The 15,062-nt window shown below is 71.3% G+C and carries 18 protein-coding genes; 16 read left to right on the plus strand and 2 right to left on the minus strand.

What is annotated here, in order from left to right; translation table 11 throughout:
• Positions 1–96: 96 nt before the first annotated feature.
• The 3 genes from EDD29_RS04270 (at position 97) to thiD (ending at position 2,587) form a co-directional block, all read left to right on the plus strand.
• Entirely contained in the window at positions 97–996 is a 900-nt protein-coding gene (locus tag EDD29_RS04270; protein ID WP_123662489.1) for a thiamine-phosphate kinase, read from the plus strand.
• A gap of 121 nt (positions 997–1,117) precedes the next feature.
• Positions 1,118–1,747 (plus strand): cellulose binding domain-containing protein, encoded by a 630-nt coding sequence (locus EDD29_RS04275; RefSeq protein WP_123662491.1) that lies wholly within the window; start codon positions 1,118–1,120, stop codon positions 1,745–1,747.
• A gap of 36 nt (positions 1,748–1,783) precedes the next feature.
• Entirely contained in the window at positions 1,784–2,587 is an 804-nt protein-coding gene (gene thiD / locus EDD29_RS04280) for a bifunctional hydroxymethylpyrimidine kinase/phosphomethylpyrimidine kinase (protein ID WP_123662493.1), read from the plus strand.
• 87 nt (positions 2,588–2,674) lie between these two features.
• On the opposite strand, the gene rpmB is transcribed toward thiD, so the two are convergent.
• Positions 2,675–2,872: a 50S ribosomal protein L28 gene (gene rpmB / locus EDD29_RS04285; RefSeq protein ID WP_123662495.1), complete on the minus strand. Its 198-nt coding sequence runs from the start codon at positions 2,870–2,872 to the stop codon at positions 2,675–2,677.
• A gap of 247 nt (positions 2,873–3,119) precedes the next feature.
• On the opposite strand from rpmB, the gene EDD29_RS04290 reads away from it, so the two are divergent.
• A complete protein-coding gene (locus EDD29_RS04290; RefSeq protein ID WP_123662497.1) occupies positions 3,120–4,745 on the plus strand; it encodes a DAK2 domain-containing protein in 1,626 nt (541 codons plus the stop codon).
• On the opposite strand, the gene EDD29_RS04295 is transcribed toward EDD29_RS04290, so the two are convergent.
• Positions 4,697–5,047: a hypothetical protein gene (locus EDD29_RS04295; RefSeq protein ID WP_123662500.1), complete on the minus strand. Its 351-nt coding sequence runs from the start codon at positions 5,045–5,047 to the stop codon at positions 4,697–4,699. The genes EDD29_RS04290 and EDD29_RS04295 overlap by 49 nt on opposite strands.
• Before the next feature lie 143 nt (positions 5,048–5,190).
• On the opposite strand from EDD29_RS04295, the gene recG reads away from it, so the two are divergent.
• The 12 genes from recG (at position 5,191) to EDD29_RS04350 (ending at position 14,883) form a co-directional block, all read left to right on the plus strand.
• Positions 5,191–7,374 carry an ATP-dependent DNA helicase RecG gene (gene recG / locus EDD29_RS04300; protein WP_123662502.1) on the plus strand — a complete coding sequence of 728 codons (2,184 nt, stop codon included), beginning with the start codon at positions 5,191–5,193 and terminating at the stop codon, positions 7,372–7,374.
• Positions 7,375–7,477: 103 nt separating this feature from the next.
• Positions 7,478–7,555 (plus strand): putative leader peptide, encoded by a 78-nt coding sequence (locus EDD29_RS48055; protein ID WP_425455008.1) that lies wholly within the window; start codon positions 7,478–7,480, stop codon positions 7,553–7,555.
• Between the two features lie 34 nt (positions 7,556–7,589).
• Positions 7,590–8,417, plus strand: coding sequence for a HEAT repeat domain-containing protein (locus tag EDD29_RS04305; RefSeq protein ID WP_170201285.1), 828 nt, complete (start codon positions 7,590–7,592; stop codon positions 8,415–8,417).
• Between the two features lie 391 nt (positions 8,418–8,808).
• The gene (rsmD, locus tag EDD29_RS04310) at positions 8,809–9,396 is read left to right on the plus strand and encodes a 16S rRNA (guanine(966)-N(2))-methyltransferase RsmD (protein WP_123662506.1); all 588 of its coding nucleotides are present in this window, start codon (positions 8,809–8,811) and stop codon (positions 9,394–9,396) included.
• Positions 9,397–9,444: 48 nt separating this feature from the next.
• Positions 9,445–10,866 (plus strand): penicillin-binding transpeptidase domain-containing protein, encoded by a 1,422-nt coding sequence (locus EDD29_RS04315; protein ID WP_148085872.1) that lies wholly within the window; start codon positions 9,445–9,447, stop codon positions 10,864–10,866.
• A 79-nt stretch (positions 10,867–10,945) separates the two neighbouring features.
• On the plus strand, positions 10,946–11,425 hold the full coding sequence (gene coaD, locus EDD29_RS04320; protein ID WP_211359553.1) for a pantetheine-phosphate adenylyltransferase: 480 nt from the start codon (positions 10,946–10,948) through the stop codon (positions 11,423–11,425).
• A 109-nt stretch (positions 11,426–11,534) separates the two neighbouring features.
• The gene (locus tag EDD29_RS04325; protein WP_123662511.1) at positions 11,535–12,182 is read left to right on the plus strand and encodes a YceD family protein; all 648 of its coding nucleotides are present in this window, start codon (positions 11,535–11,537) and stop codon (positions 12,180–12,182) included.
• Positions 12,183–12,186: 4 nt separating this feature from the next.
• Complete coding sequence (rpmF, locus tag EDD29_RS04330) at positions 12,187–12,363, plus strand: 50S ribosomal protein L32 (RefSeq protein ID WP_123662512.1); 177 nt, start codon at positions 12,187–12,189, stop codon at positions 12,361–12,363.
• Positions 12,364–12,587: 224 nt separating this feature from the next.
• Positions 12,588–13,319 carry a ribonuclease III gene (rnc, locus tag EDD29_RS04335; protein WP_123662514.1) on the plus strand — a complete coding sequence of 244 codons (732 nt, stop codon included), beginning with the start codon at positions 12,588–12,590 and terminating at the stop codon, positions 13,317–13,319.
• Complete coding sequence (gene mutM / locus EDD29_RS04340; protein WP_123662516.1) at positions 13,312–14,217, plus strand: bifunctional DNA-formamidopyrimidine glycosylase/DNA-(apurinic or apyrimidinic site) lyase; 906 nt, start codon at positions 13,312–13,314, stop codon at positions 14,215–14,217. The genes rnc and mutM overlap by 8 nt, the downstream gene beginning before the upstream one ends.
• Entirely contained in the window at positions 14,217–14,522 is a 306-nt protein-coding gene (locus EDD29_RS04345; protein ID WP_123670259.1) for an acylphosphatase, read from the plus strand. Before mutM ends, EDD29_RS04345 begins: the two co-directional genes overlap by 1 nt.
• 178 nt (positions 14,523–14,700) lie before the next feature.
• Positions 14,701–14,883, plus strand: coding sequence for a hypothetical protein (locus EDD29_RS04350; RefSeq protein WP_123662518.1), 183 nt, complete (start codon positions 14,701–14,703; stop codon positions 14,881–14,883).
• The last annotated feature ends 179 nt before the right edge of the window (positions 14,884–15,062 follow it).

Raw genomic sequence — 15,062 nt, forward strand, 5'->3', positions numbered from 1 at the left:
CCGGGCTGTGGGGTGGGAGAAAGAGCGTCCAGCGGTTCACCGTACCTTGGTCGTGGCCGGAAGCTGAGAGGGAGGGTCGTCATAGAGATCGGTGAGATGGGCGAGTTCGGGTTGATCCAGAGGGTGACCGCGAGGTACCCGCAGGGTCCGCTGGTGGAACTCGGCCCCGGAGACGACGCCGCGGTGCTGCGCGCCCCGGACGGGCGGGTGGTGGCGACCGCCGACATGCTCGTCGAAGGCAGGCACTTCCGCACGGACTGGTCGTCGGCCTACGACGTGGGGCGCAAGGCCGCGGCGCAGAACCTCGCCGACGTCGTCGCGATGGGCGCCAGGCCGACCGCCCTGCTGATCGGGTTCGGCGCGCCCGCCGGGCTCGACGTGGCGTGGGCCGACGGCCTCAGCGACGGCCTGCGCGACGAGTGCGCGCTCCTCGGCGCCTCGATCGTCGGTGGCGACACGGTGCGGAGCCCGACCCTCACCGTCGCGGTGACCGCGCTCGGTGATCTCGGCGGCGCGCCGCCGCTGACCCGGTCCGGCGCGCGCCCTGGAGACGTCGTCGCGGTGCGCGGGCGCATCGGGTGGGCCGCCACAGGGCTCGCGGCGCTGCTGGCCTCCTCGGCCGCCTCAGGGCCGTTCGTGGAAGCCCACCGCAGACCGGAGCCGCCGTACACCGCGGGCGGGGAGGCCCGCGCGCTCGGCGCCACCTCGCTCGTGGACATCTCCGACGGGCTCGTCCAGGACCTCGGGCACATCGCCAGGGCCAGCGCGGTCCGGCTCGACCTCGCGGCGGAGCGGGTGCCGCTCGACCCGGGCGTCACGCTGGAGGACGCCCTGACGGGCGGCGACGACCACGCCTTCGCGGGAACGTTCCCGGCGGACGCCGCGCTGCCGCCGGAGTGGCGGGTGATCGGCGAGGTCGGCGCGGGGAGGCCGGGCTCGGTCACCGTCGACGACCAGGTGGTCGACAGGGGCGGATGGGACCATTTCGGTGCGTGAGCGGTATTCCGTGAATCTAAGAGTTTTGTAAAAAGAAGAGACTTGGTAGGTGTCGTCTTGGTCATCCGGTAGGCGCGCTTGGTGCGCTTTTGGTATACATCCCAGGAACGAAGAGGATGGGATGGGACGACACACCAAGTTCTGGGACCGGCCGGTGTTCGCCGACCGCCCACCGGTGCCCTCCCCTGTCGAGAAGGTACGGATGGCCTGGATCGGACGGACCCCCCTGATGCCGACGCTCGCCGGGGTAGCTGCCCTCGGCGTGATAACGGCAGCGTTCCTGACACAGGAGATCCCCCTGGACTTCGCGTCCCCGGGCGCTGAGCGCCCGGAGTCCGCGTCGTGCGCCGGATGCGACTCCATGAAGGCGGAAATGCCCGCGGCGGGCGCCCCGGTGGAGACCGCGGCCCCCGACGCCGAGCGCTCTGCGGCACCGGTGACACCACCGGGCCTGCGGGCGAGTTTCAAGCTGGACAAGACGACGGGCAGCGGCTTCACCGCGGTGCTGACCCTCCGCAACACCGGCGACAAGGCGGTCACCGGGTGGAAGCTGCGGTTCCGCCTCCCCAACGCGGTGGTGCAAGGCGCGGACGGCGCCACGGTGCAGATGCTCACCGCCAACGGCGGGGTGACCGTCCTGGACGGGACCGCGTCGATCGCGCCGGGCGGCACCCTGCGCGTCCCGTTCACCGGAGAGGGCGCCTGGTCCAACCCGACGAGCTGCCGCGTCAACGGGCTCAAATGCCGCTGAGCCGGGACTTATCGGGCGTCTATTAGGCTTCCCGCTATGGTTACCGCTCCTCCCCGTGTCCTGACCGTCGCCGGCTCCGACTCCGGGGGCGGTGCCGGCATCCAGGCCGACCTGAAGACGATGCTCGCGCTCGGCGTCCACGGGATGAGCGTGATCTGCGCGGTGACGGCGCAGAACTCCCTCGGCGTCCAGGGCTACTGGGAGCTGCCCCCGGAGGCGGTCGCCGCCCAGCTCGACTCGGTGCTCTCCGACATCGGCGCACAGGCGGTGAAGACGGGGATGCTGGCCTCGACCGCCCTGGTGGAGACCGTCGCCGATCACCTGTGCGGCTATGACGCGCCGCTCGTGGTCGACCCCGTCGGCGTCAGCAAGCACGGGGACACGCTCCTGGCGGCCGACGCCGTCGACGCGGTCCGCACGACGCTGCTGCCGCTCGCCACGGTCGTCACCCCCAACCTGTGGGAGGTGGAGCTGCTCACGGGCGTCAAGGTCGAGTCCGAGGACGACCTCATGCGAGCCGCCGAAGCCGTCAAGGAGCACGGCCCCGAATGGGTCCTCATCAAGGGCGGCCACTTGCCCACCCGTCCGGTGGACCTCCTCTACAACGGCTCGGAGACCCACCTGTTCTCCGACGAGCGCTACGACAACCGCCACACCCACGGCACAGGCTGCACCCTGGCTTCCGCCATCGCCTCCCACCTCGCCCTGGGCCTGTCCGTCCCCGACGCGGTGGCCGCCGCCAAGACCTACATCTCCGGCGCCATCCGCGCGGGCTTCCCCCTGGGCTCCGGCATCGGCCCCGTGGACCACGCCTGGCGCACCCGCGCCCGGCCCGCCTGACATCGCCGCCCCCTCCTCCGGCCGGGGGTCAGGGCATGGAGAAGGCCCGGTGAGCCGTGGCTCACCGGGCCTTCTCAGGCTTTGCGACTAGCGGGCCAGCGGACGCTGGACCTTGCCGGCCTTGAGGCAGGAGGTGCAGACGTTCACGCGCTTGGTCGTGCCCGCGACCACGGCGCGGATGCGCTGGATGTTGGGGTTCCAGCGGCGCGGGGTGCGACGGTGCGAGTGGGACACGCTCATACCGAAGCCGGGGCCCTTGCCGCACACTTCGCAGTTGGCAGCCACGGTAACTCCAAACAGTTGAGAAATCAGCGCACCCCGGGCGGTTTGCGGCCGGGGCGCTACACGGAAAAGGTCCCCGCGCAGGGGGACGCTCGGACCAGGGTAGCCGAAGCCGCCGTGACTAGGCGAATCGAACCCCGATCTCCCCGCGGACGTGTGTCCGGAATGCCGGGAAAGCCGGTTCGGCATAGGCTTTTCCGGAGACGCGCTGCGCCGGCGGCGCCCTGTGCCTGCTCGGGAAAGGGATCTCGTGCCCGACACCCTGGACGGGCCCGCGGTACGCCGCTGGGCGCGCCTGGCGGCCGACGCGCTGGGCCGCGCCCGGACCGAGATCGACGCGCTCAACGTCTTCCCCGTCCCCGACCGGGACACCGGGACCAACCTGCACCTGACCCTCCTGGCCGGCGCCGAGGCCGTCGAGGCGCTGCCGCGGGACGCGCCGCCGGCGGAGGTCTGGCGGGCGCTCGGCAGGGGCGCGCTCGTCGGCGCGCGCGGCAACTCCGGGGTGATCGTCAGCCAGGTGCTGTGCGGCCTCGCCGACACCCTCGGCCCGCGGCCCCCGGCGACCGGCCCCGACCTCGCCGACGGCCTGGCGCACGCCGCCCGGCTCGCCCGCGCGTCGGTGTCGCGGCCCGCCGACGGCACGATCCTCACCGTGCTCGACGCCGCGGCGGCCGCGGCGGCGGCCCCGGAGGCGCTCTTCCCACCGCGCGACGCGGCGCCCGCGTCCCGGCTGGCCGAGACGCTGGCGGCGGCGGCGCGCGGCGCGCGCACGGCCTTGCGCGCCACTCCTGAGGGGCTGCCCCTCCTCGCGGAGCACGGCGTCGTGGACGCGGGGGCGGCCGGCCTGTGCGTCGTCCTGGACGCCCTGGCGGCCGTCGTCACCGAGGAGTACCCCGAGCGCTACGAGGTCCCCGCGCGGACCGAGCCGACCGTCGTGGTCCCGGCGCAGGGGCGTCGGCCAGGAGAGGCCGAAGGGGCCGGGTACGAGGTGATGTACCTGCTGGAGGCCGAGGACTCCCGGGTCCCGGAGCTGCGCAAGGCGCTCGACGGCCTGGGCGACTCGCTCGTCGTCGTCGGGGGGGACGGCCTGTGGAACGTCCATGTGCACGTGGACGACGCGGGCGCCGCCATCGAGGCGGGCCTCGCGGCGGGGCGCACCCGGAGGATCCGCGTCACCTATCTGGGCGGTTCGAGCCGTCCCAAGGCGCCCTGCAAGGGCCGTGGCGTGGTGGCGGTGACCGCGGCCGACGGTCTGGCCGCGCTCTTCGAGGAGGCGGGGGCCGTCGTCGTACGCCGCCCCTCAGGCGGGATGCCGCCTTTGGACGCCCTGGTGCAGGCGGTCCTCGGCGCGGGAGACGAAGTGGCCGTCCTGCCGAACGAGCCCGAGGTCCTGGCGCTCGCGGAGGCGGCGGCGGTGCGCGCCCGCGAAAGCGGCGTGCGCGTCTCGGTGATCCCGACGAAGGCGTCGGTGCAGGGGCTCGCGGCGCTCGCGGTGCACGATCCGGTCCGGCACTTCCGCGACGACGTGATCGCGATGACGGGCACGGCGCTGGCGACCCGCTTCGGCGGCCTCCAGATCGCGACGGGCGAGGCGATGACGACCGTCGGGGTCTGCCGCGCGGGCGACGTGCTCGGCCTGATCGAGGGCGACGTGGTGATGATCGGGTCCTCGCCGGCGGAGGTGGCGAGGCAGGTGCTGGCCCGCATGCTCTCCGGCGGCGGCGAGCTGGTGACCGTGGTCACCGGCGCAGGGATCCCGGCGGGTTTCGCCGCCGGGATCGCCGAAGGACTGCGGGCGCAGCGGCCCGACGTGGAGATGACGGCCTATGACGGCGGCCAGGTCCTGTATCCGGTGCTCTTCGGGGTCGAATGAGAAGCGACGCCGAGGACGCGGCAGACACTGGCTGCGGCCGCGTCGAGGTCTCCTGCGGCGGAGATCCGGTCTCCCCAGGGCCACCAGAGCGACTCGTCTTCGAGCACGATCTCTTCGGCGACGCCGGGGGCCGCGGGGTTGCTGACGTGGAGGGCGGGCGGGCGTCCGATGGGCTGCTCGAGCCTTGCGCGCAGTCCGTGCGGGGCGAGCCGTTCCGCCAAGGAATCCAGGAGGCCGAGGTGCCTCTTGTGGATACTGGGGGTGGTGGCCAAAGCGACCATGATGGTGATGCTCCACTTCATTGTGGGTGATCTAACACACCTTACCAGGGTGTCCTTTTTTACCGTTTGGGGCAAGCCGTTTCCCCTGATCTTTACCTTGTCGCAGCCGGGCCGGCGCGCCTTCGTGATCGACGGGTCGGCCGATGTCACCGCTATCGGATGTAATGGACCGCGTGACTCTCGCAGACGACCTGAGGAAGACCGTCGGCGACAAGACCGCCAAGGTCCTCAAGAGCAAGTGGGACATGGAGACGGTCGGCGACCTGCTGCGGCACTATCCGCGCAGGTACGTGCGCCACGGGGAACTCACCGACCTCGCCTCGCTGGCCGAAGGGGAGGACGTGACCGTCGTCGGACGGGTCGTCGAGTCCCGCCAGCGCAAGATCACCAAACGGCCCTATCTGCTGCTCGAGGTCACCGTCGAGGACGCCACGGGCCGCCGCATCGGGCTCACCTTCTTCGGCACCGGGGTGCACAAGGCGGGCGCCGACCTCCAGCCGGACGTCCTGGCGATGATCGCCGGCCGAGTCGGGCTGTTCCGCAACAAGGTCCAGCTCAACCACCCCGACTACGAGGTCATCCCGGGAAGGGCCACGGCCGAGACCGTCGAGGAGTACGCGGCGAAGCCCATCCCGCTTTATCCGGCCACCAAGGACCTGCCGTCCTGGAAGGTGAAGAAGGCGGTCGAATACGCGCTCGGGCCCGGCCTCGACCTTCCCGACCCGATGCCGTCCGAACTGCTCGCCAGGCGCGGCCTCGTCTCGCTGAGCGCCGCCATCGAGGGCATCCACCGGCCGAAGGACGACGACGAGCTGAAGGCCGCGCGCAAACGGCTGAAATGGGACGAGGCGTTCTATGTGCAGCTCGCGCTGGCGCTGCGCCGCGCGGCCGCCGCGGACCTGCCCGCGACCCCGCGCCCGGACCGCGCCGGAGGGTTGCGCGCCGCCTTCGACGCCGCGCTGCCCTTCACCCTGACCGAGGGGCAGGTGCAGGTCGGCGAGGAGATCGCGGCGGACCTGGCCCGGGAGCATCCCATGCACCGGCTGCTCCAGGGCGACGTCGGCGCGGGCAAGACCGTCATCGCGCTCCGCGCGATGCTCCAGGTCGTCGACGGTGGCGGCCAGGCGGCCCTGCTCGCCCCCACCGAGGTCCTCGCCCAGCAGCACTTCCGCTCGATCCAGGCGCTGCTCGGCCCCCTCGGCCGCGCGGGGCAGATCGACGGAGCCGAGGGCGCCACAAGGGTGGCCCTCCTCACCGGCTCCCAAGGCGCGAAGGTCAAGCGCGCGGCGCTCCTGGAGGCCGCCTCGGGCGGCGCCGGGATCGTCGTCGGCACCCACGCGCTCATCCAGGAGCACGTGCAGTTCGCCGACCTCGGCCTGATCGTGGTGGACGAGCAGCACAGGTTCGGCGTGGAGCAGCGCGACGCGCTGCGGGAGAAGGTCGCCGGAGGCAGGCCGCACGTCCTGGTCATGACGGCGACGCCGATTCCGCGCACGGTGGCGATGACCGTCTTCGGTGACCTGGACACCTCGGTCCTCGCCCAGCTCCCGGCGGGCCGCTCTCCGATCGCCACCCACGTGGTCCCCCCGGAGAAGCCCGCGTTCCTCGCCCGTGCCTGGGATCGGATCCGCGAGGAGGCAGGGCAGGGCCGTCAGGCGTACATCGTGTGCCCCCGGATCGGCGAGGAAGACGCGCCTTCGCGCGAGGAGGGCGAGGCGCAGCAGCCGGGCGAGCGGCCTCCGCTGGCCGTCATGGAACTGCTCCCGATGCTGGAAGGCGAGCTGCTGAGGGGGCTGCGCATCGACGTCCTGCACGGGCGGATGCACCCGGACGACAAGGAGGCGGCGATGCGGCGGTTCTCCTCCGGAGAGACGGACGTGCTGCTGGCCACGACCGTCATCGAGGTCGGCGTCGACGTGCCGAACGCCACCCTGATGATGATCATGGACGCGGACCGCTTCGGCGTCTCCCAGCTGCACCAGCTGCGCGGCCGGGTGGGCCGCGGCGGGCTGCCGGGCCTCTGCCTGCTGGTCACCGACACGCCCCCGGACGCCCCCGCGCGCCGCCGCCTCGACGCCGTCGCCTCGACCACGGACGGCTTCGAGCTGTCCCGGCTGGACCTGGAGCAGCGCAAGGAGGGCGACATCCTGGGGGCCGCCCAGTCCGGCAACCGCTCGGCGCTGCGGCTGCTCACCCTCCAGTTCGACGAGAAGGTGATCACGGCCGCGCGCAAGGAGGCGGCCCGGGTCGTCGCCGAGGATCCGGGGCTGGCGGCCCATCCCGAGCTCTCCGCGGCCCTCGCGGAACTGCTCACCGACGAGCGCGCCGACTACCTCGACAAGACCTGAGAACGGGCCCTGGCTCGGGGCACGGACCAGATGATCGTGCCTCTACGAGGTATTGCCTACTAAACAGGTTGACATTGAAGGTTTTCTGGGCGACGATCGTCCCATGACCTCACTCCTGCTGGTCGGCCGCCCGCACGTCGATCTGCGACGCCAGGCGAGCTGCCTGTGTCGCCGCCGCTGATCCACGTACTCGGCCGACCCGGAAGGAGCCCCACATGTCCGACCTGACCATCTTCGAAGAACACCTCCGCGACCCCGACCCCCGCGTGCGCCGCGCCGCCGTCGAACTGCTCGGCGAGATCGCGCCGAGCGGCGCGGGCGACGCCCTCGCCTGGGCGCTCGCCGACGCCGACGCCGAAGTGCGCGCGGCCGCCGCGCTCGTCCTCACCACGCTGCGCCCGCCCGTCGGCGAGGACGGCATCGACGCGCTCCGCCTCGCCGCCTCCGGCGGAGGAGACCCCCTCGTCCGCGGCACCGCCCGCGCGCACCTGCGGCTGCTCGCCGAAGCGCACCGCGCGCTGTACGCCCAGGGACTCGCCGACGGAGAGCCCCAGATCCGCGCTCAGGCCGTCTTCGCCCTCACCTGGCTCCGGGACGCCGGCGCCGTCCGCGAAGCCGCCGACGACCCGTCCCGCGACGTCCGGGTGGCGGTCGCCGACGGGCTCGCCCGCCTCGGCAGCGCCGACGGCCTCGACCAGCTCCTCGGCGACCACGACCCCGTGGTCCGCCTCGCCGCCCTCGACGCCGCCGAGACCCTCGGCCTCCCCGACGGGCTCGTCCCGCCCGTCCTCCGCTCCCTCGCCCACCCGGGCTGGCAGGTGCGCAAGCGCGCGGCCCGCACCCTCGCCTCCGCCCCCGCCACCTCCGCCGCCTCGCCCCTCACCACGGCCCTTCGCGATCCCGTCGTCGACGTCCGCCGGGAAGCCGTCAAGTCCCTCGAACAGTGGGCCTCCAGCGACCCCGGCGTCCTCGCCGCCCTCACCGAATCCCTCGCCGACCCCGACCCGGGCGTCCGCACCCAGGTCCGGTGGGCTCTTGCTTGATCGCCCCGCCTTCGGCGTGGCGGTGATCGGCGCTTGAGATCCCGGGGCCTGCCCCTGCGTCCTGCTCGCCTGGCGGCTCGCAGGACTCCGGGGCAGGCCCCGGGGCGCCCGATCACACCGGTGTGGTTCCTCGTCAGGGCCCCTGGCCGTTGGCCGGGCTGGAATTCCTGTCGAGGGGGCTTCTTGTCAAGGCCGGTGGCCGTTGGCCGGGCTGGAGTTCCTGTTGAGGGGGCTTCTTGTCAGGGCCCGCGGCCGTTGGCCGGGTGGAACCCTTCTTTGAGGGGGTTCCTTGTCATGGGCCGTGGCTCGTGGTCGGGCTGGGGGCTTCTGGGGAGGCGGGGGCTGGAAGGGCATGGGCGGGGGGCGTCGCGGGGGCGGGAGAATGGGTCTTATGACAAGGGTGATCGCCGGGGTGGCGGGGGGCCGGAGGCTGGCCACGTTGGAGGGGCGGGAGACGCGGCCCACGGCCGATCGGGCTCGGGAAGGGCTGTTCTCCACGGTGCAGGCGCTGCTGGGGGACCTCTCGGGGATCCGGGCGGCTGATCTCTTCGCGGGATCGGGGGCGGTCGGTCTTGAGGCGCTGTCTCGGGGGGCGGGCCATGCGCTGCTCGTGGAGGCGCATCCGAAGGCCGCCAAGGTGATCCGGGAGAACATCGAGACGCTCCGGCTGCCGGGGGCGGTGCTCGTCACCGACAAGGTGGAGCGGCTCGTGCGGACGGCGCCGGACGAGCGCTACGACTTCGTGTTCGCCGACCCGCCCTACGCGGTCTCCGACGAGACGATCGCCGAGATCCTCGAAGGGCTGCGCGACAACGGCTGGCTCGCCGACGGCGCCCTCATCGCGATAGAGCGGGCCAAGAGGAGCCCGGCGCCGAAGTGGCCCGAGGGCTACCTCCCCGAACGCGAGAGGCGCTACGGCGAGGCGGTCATCCACTACGCGTCCTACGAGCTCCCGGAGCCCTCCGAGCACCCCGCGTAGGCGGGGCTTTTCCTTCGCTTTTCCCGCCGCTCGTTAGCGTCGGCGGGTGTGAACGTCCAGCTCAGGCGTACCGCGGTGGTCGCGCTCGCCATGATCATCGCCATCATGGTCAACATCACCCTGATCATGGCGTTCCAGTCGGACCGGCTGCGGCAGGACAGCCGCAACGCCCGGCAGTTCAACCGGCAGTACGAGCGCGACCGGGGCGCGATCCTCGCCGGGGACGTCCAGGTGGCGTACTCCGTGAAGAACGAGGACGGCAAGACCTACGACCGCCGGTACCGGGAAGGCGAGGTCTTCTCTCCGGTGACGGGCTACTTCGGCGCGTTCAGCAAGACCGGCCTGGAGCAGGGTATGAACGCCGTGCTGGACGGGACCGACAGCACGGTCTCGGTACGCGGCCTCGTGGACTGGATCACGGGCAAGCTGCCGAAGGGCGGCGACGTGCACACCACGATCGTGCCCCGTGCCCAGCGGGTCGCGTACCGGCAGTTGAAGGCCAGCACTTCCCTCCAGGCCGCGGCCGTGGCCGTCAACGCCGAGACGGGCGCGATCGAGGCCATGGCGTCCTACCCGTCCTACGACCCGGCGACCGTCTCCGTGCGCGACGCGTCCGCCGCGAGCGGCGCGCTCAAGAAGCTGGAGGGCGCCGCGGGCGACCCCCTGCTCAACAAGGCGACCCGCGAGCTGTACCCGCCCGGCTCGTCCTTCAAGATCGTGACGGCCGCGGCGGCGCTCGCGCACGGTATCGCCGAGGACGGGACGGTGCCCGCGGGCGCGTCGTACCGGCTCCCGGGGACGACGACGAGCATCTCCAACAGCCACGACTCGGGGCCGTGCAGCGAGGCGCGGACGACCCTCATCAACGCTTTCGCCCAGTCCTGCAACACCACGTTCGCAGAGATCGGCGCCGAGGAGGTCGGCAACGCGGGGATGAGGGAGCAGTCCGAGTCCTTCGGCTACGGCACGCGCTTCGAGTACGCGCCGGGACTCAACGCCGTGGCCAGTGACTTTCCCGACACCGACGCGGCGCAGACGGCCCTGGCCTCCTACGGGCAGGGCGCGAACGTCGCCACGGTGCTCCAGATGGCCCTGGTCGCCGCCGCGGTGGAGAACGACGGCGTGCTGATGCGCCCCCACCTCGTCGAGAAGATCACCGTGCGGAACGCGACGATCGACACGACCGACCCGGTCGTCTTCGGCAGGGCGGTCACCGCGGGACGCGCCGCGGAACTGCGGCAGATGATGGAGGCGGTGGTCAGCGAGGGGACGGCCACCAACCTCCAGGGCGACGGCGTGGCGGGCAAGACCGGCACCGCCGACGTGGACGGCGCGGCCTACAACGACCGCTGGTTCGTCGGGTACACCGTCTCCGGACCGCACGCGATCGCGGTGATGACGCAGGGGGCAGGCTACGGGGGGAGCGTCGCGGGGCCGATCATGGCGGCCATCGCGGCCGCGCTCACCTGACCATCCTTGCCCCGGCTTCCGCCCGGGGAAGGGCCATTTGGTACCTTCGCGCCGTCTGCACCGAAAGGATTTGATGGTCGTGCGCCGAGTCGTCTGTCCGGGCTCTTTCGACCCGGTGACAAATGGTCATCTGGACATCATCAGCCGTGCCTCCCGGCTCTACGACGAGGTCGTGGTCATGGTGTCGATCAACCTGGCCAAGAAGAGCCTCTTCTCCGTCGAGGAGCGGCTCGACATGATCCGCGAGGTCACGCGGGACCTCGGCAACGTCAAGGTCGACTCCTTCCGGGGCCTGACCGTCGACTACTGCAAGCAGCACGACATCCCCGTGATCGTCCGTGGTCTGCGCGCCGTCACCGACTACGACTACGAGCTCCAGATCGCCCAGATGAACAACAGGATGTCGGGGGTGGAGACGCTGTTCATGGCGACCAGCCCCGAGTACGCCTTCCTGTCGTCCAGCCTCATGAAAGAGGTCGTCCGGTGGGGCGGGGACGCGTCGGGGCTCGTGCCGGAGCTGGTGCACGAGCGGCTGATCGAGCGCTTGAAGGACGCCTGAACGACGCCTGCCGCAGCCCGGGAATCGGGCTGATTCTGGCGGAATCGGGCGCAGGACCTGGGTTGAGTTGGGGTGAGCCCCCAGACACCGGTACCCTTGTCTATCGGCCATGCCTGACGTGGCGATCCAACCGTGCAAACGTGTTCACTCGGACCGGCGAAACGCCGGTCCAGAGTCGAGCCCTGAAGGGGGAGCCCTGTCCAGCCTCGATCCCAAGGCGCCGCTCGTCATCGACACGAGGACGCTCGGCCGACGCCCGGGATCGATGAAGGAACAGCGGATCACCCCTCCCGCACCGGAGGGTCTGGGCGTCGAAATGGTCGGCGTTCCCACGAACGCCGAGATCGAGGTCGACCTTCGGCTCGAATCGGTGATGGAGGGCGTGCTCGTTTCGGGCACGGCGTTCTTGCCCATCCAGGGCGAGTGCGCGCGCTGCCTGGACGACATCTCCTTCACCCTGGAGGTGGATTTCCAGGAACTGTTCGTCTACGACGACACCCGATCTGGAGCGGGTGCCGACGACGACGAACGCCGTCTTGACGGGGATCTCCTCGATCTGGAGCCGGTGCTCCGGGACGCGGTGGTGCTGGCACTGCCGCTGTCCCCCCTGTGCCAGGACGATTGTCCCGGCCTCTGCGCGGAATGCGGTGAGCGGTTGGCCGATGTCGGCCCCGAGCACACGCACGACGTCGCCGACCCCCGGTGGGCGGCATTGCAGGGCCTTGCCGAACAACGAGAAGAAAGCCAGGAGGGCTGACAAAGTGGCCGTCCCGAAGCGGAAGAAGTCCCGCAGCAACACCCGCCACCGCCGGTCGCAGTGGAAGGCTCCGCGCATCGCGCTGGTGGAGTGCCCGCAGTGCCGTGACCAGAAGCTGCCCCACGTGGCCTGCTCCAACTGCGGTACCTACAACAAGCGGCAGGTCATCGAGACGGCCTAGTCGCTGCCGCGAGACCTACCCCCGGGGGCCGGTGCCGCACGCTTTTCGCGTGCGGGCCGTCCCCCGGTTTCGTCATAGGGGCAGTCCTCACCCGTGCGGCCACCTGAGGCCGTGGTGCACGCCGGAATCCTGCCGGCGCGCACCTCGCCCTCCGGACGCGGTCCCACCGAGTGACGGATCCGCCCTCATCCCGGCCCGCGGGCCTCGTCATGTGAGGAGCTGGAATGACCGTCCCCACCGCAGCGCTGGAGGAGCGGATCGGCCTCAGCCTTGATCCGGCCCTGCTGGAGCGGGCGCTGACGCACAGGTCGTACGCCTATGAGAACGGCGGCCTGCCCACCAACGAGCGGCTGGAGTTCCTCGGGGACTCCGTGCTCGGCCTCGTCGTCACCGACACCCTGTACCGCGGCCACCCCGACCTGCCCGAGGGGCAGCTCGCCAAGCTGCGCGCGGCGGTGGTCAACATGAAGGCGCTCGCGGGCGTCGCCCGTGGCCTCGACCTCGGCGCGCACATCCGGCTCGGCAGGGGCGAGGAGGGGACCGGGGGCCGCGACAAGTCCTCGATCCTCGCCGACACCCTGGAGGCGCTGATCGGCTGCGTCTACCTCGACCAGGGTCTCGGTGAGGCGTCCGCGCTCGTGCACCGGCTGTTCGACGGCCTGATCGCCAGCTCGTCGAAGCTCGGCGCCGGCCTCGACTGGAAGACCTCGCTCCAGGAGCTCACCGCCGACGAGGGCCTGGGCGTCCCGGAGTACCACGTGGACGAGAGCGGCCCCGACCACCAGAAGACGTTCCGCGCCTCGGTGCGGGTCGGCGGCAAGGCCTACGGGCTGGGTGAGGGCCGCAGTAAGAAGGACGCCGAGCAGAAGGCCGCGGAGGCCGCCTGGACGGAGATCCGCGCGGGGCTCGACGCCGCGGCCAAGTCGGCCAAGGCGGGCAAGGGCGGCGATGCCTGAACTGCCAGAGGTCGAGGTCGTCCGCCGAGGGCTGGCGGACTGGGTCGCGGGCCGGACGATCTCGACCGTCGAGGTGCTGCACCCGAGGGCCATCCGCAGGTACCTGCCGGGGGAGTCGGAGTTCTCCGCCCGCCTGGCCGGGGTCACCCTTGCCGGGCCGAAGCGGCGCGGCAAGTATCTGTGGCTGCCTTACGGCGAGGACGACGCCGGCGGCGGCGGAGCCGTGCTCGCCCATCTGGGGATGAGCGGGCAGCTCCTCGTCGGCGCGGCCTCCGCCGCCCCGCAGAAGCACCTGCGGGTCCGCTTCACCTTCACCGACACCGGGACGCCCGACGGCACCGATCTGCGGTTCGTGGACCAGCGGACGTTCGGCCACCTCATGGTCTGCCCGCTCGTCCCGGACCGGGCGGGCGGCGCGGACCCCGTCCCGGACGTGATCGCGCACATCGCGCCCGACCCGTTCGAGGCCGCCTTCGACGACGCGGCGTTCTTCGTCGCCCTGAAACGCAAGCAGACCGGGGTGAAGCGGGCGCTGCTCGACCAGTCCCTGATCAGCGGGGTGGGGAACATCTACGCGGACGAGGCCCTGTGGCTGGCCAAACTGCACGGAGAGCGCCTCACCTCCACGCTGACCAGGCCGAAGGCCGCGGAGCTGCTGGCGTCCGTCAGGGAGGTCATGGGGGCCGCGCTGACCGCGGGCGGGACCTCCTTCGACAGCCTCTACGTCAACGTCAACGGGGAGAGCGGCTACTTCGCGCGCTCCCTGAACGCCTACGGCCGCCGCGACGAGCCCTGCCCGCGCTGCGGTACGCCGATCCGCCGGGAGGTCTTCATGAACCGCTCGTCCTACAGCTGCCCCAAGTGCCAGCCGCGGCCGCGCGGCGTGAAGGCGTCCTGATGACGGCCGGGGGAGGCCCGGAAGGGGCCGCGGCGGAGGTCCGGCTGACCGCGTGGGTGCGCGGAAAGGTCCAGGGCGTGGGTTTCCGTTGGTGGACCAGGTCACGGGCGCTGGAACTGGGCCTCGTCGGCTCGGCGAACAACCTGCGCGACGGCCGGGTCGAGGTCGTCGCCGAGGGGTCGAGAACGGCCTGTGAAAGCCTGCTGGAACTGCTCGGATCGGGCAACACGCCGGGGCGTGTTGATGGTGTTACTGAGCGGTGGGATGCGGCCCGCGGTAATGTTGAGGGTTTCGTGGAAAGATGACCGACTGGCAATCCGCGACAGACCTGCTAAACTCTTTAGGACAGGGTTGTTACGGGTCTGTGACGTGCGACTTGACCGGCGTCCCGGCCAGTGCGACTCTAGTTGAGTTGATAACCGCTGCCCTATCATGAGTGCAGTGTGATCTCTGCTGGTTACTCAGCGTGGAGGACCCTCAATCATGGCGAAGGCTCTACTCGGCCACGTCGGCGGTCCCGACCCCCGGATGGTCGCGGAGATGCGACGTCTCCAGCGGCGGGTACGGGATCTGGAAGCCGAACTCGTTCGGCTCCAGGAGGAGAAGGACGCCCTCAGTACGTCTGAGGTCGTGCACTCCGTCGACCGAGAGCCCGCGCTCACCTGACGCGCGGCTGTATCCGGGTATATCAGTACAGACCAAGTCCACACGCGGTCAATCCCGGGTACCGACAGACAGGGACGTCGATGACAATCGCGTCCCTTTTGTCATTTCACAGGTTTTCGTCACGGCTGTGGAAAACCTCGGTGTGCGCTTCCCGACGATGGGACGATGGGGAGGCCCGG

Source organism: Actinocorallia herbida, from assembly GCF_003751225.1.
GTDB classification, from domain to species: Bacteria; Actinomycetota; Actinomycetes; order Streptosporangiales; family Streptosporangiaceae; genus Actinocorallia; species Actinocorallia herbida.

Bases quoted from the DNA above. Each gene is read 5' to 3' on its own strand.
- rnc (WP_123662514.1), top strand. From the start codon at position 12,588: ATGACCGTCCCCACCGCAGCGCTGGAGGAGCGGATCGGCCTCAGCCTT.
- EDD29_RS04270 (WP_123662489.1), top strand. From the start codon at position 97: ATGGGCGAGTTCGGGTTGATCCAGAGGGTGACCGCGAGGTACCCGCAG.
- rsmD (WP_123662506.1), top strand. From the start codon at position 8,809: ATGACAAGGGTGATCGCCGGGGTGGCGGGGGGCCGGAGGCTGGCCACG.
- recG (WP_123662502.1), top strand. From the start codon at position 5,191: ATGGACCGCGTGACTCTCGCAGACGACCTGAGGAAGACCGTCGGCGAC.
- EDD29_RS04350 (WP_123662518.1), top strand. From the start codon at position 14,701: ATGGCGAAGGCTCTACTCGGCCACGTCGGCGGTCCCGACCCCCGGATG.
- thiD (WP_123662493.1), top strand. From the start codon at position 1,784: ATGGTTACCGCTCCTCCCCGTGTCCTGACCGTCGCCGGCTCCGACTCC.
- EDD29_RS04275 (WP_123662491.1), top strand. From the start codon at position 1,118: ATGGGACGACACACCAAGTTCTGGGACCGGCCGGTGTTCGCCGACCGC.
- mutM (WP_123662516.1), top strand. From the start codon at position 13,312: ATGCCTGAACTGCCAGAGGTCGAGGTCGTCCGCCGAGGGCTGGCGGAC.
- EDD29_RS04325 (WP_123662511.1), top strand. From the start codon at position 11,535: ATGCCTGACGTGGCGATCCAACCGTGCAAACGTGTTCACTCGGACCGG.
- EDD29_RS48055 (WP_425455008.1), top strand. From the start codon at position 7,478: ATGACCTCACTCCTGCTGGTCGGCCGCCCGCACGTCGATCTGCGACGC.
- EDD29_RS04305 (WP_170201285.1), top strand. From the start codon at position 7,590: ATGTCCGACCTGACCATCTTCGAAGAACACCTCCGCGACCCCGACCCC.
- EDD29_RS04345 (WP_123670259.1), top strand. From the start codon at position 14,217: ATGACGGCCGGGGGAGGCCCGGAAGGGGCCGCGGCGGAGGTCCGGCTG.
- EDD29_RS04295 (WP_123662500.1), bottom strand. From the start codon at position 5,047: ATGAAGTGGAGCATCACCATCATGGTCGCTTTGGCCACCACCCCCAGT.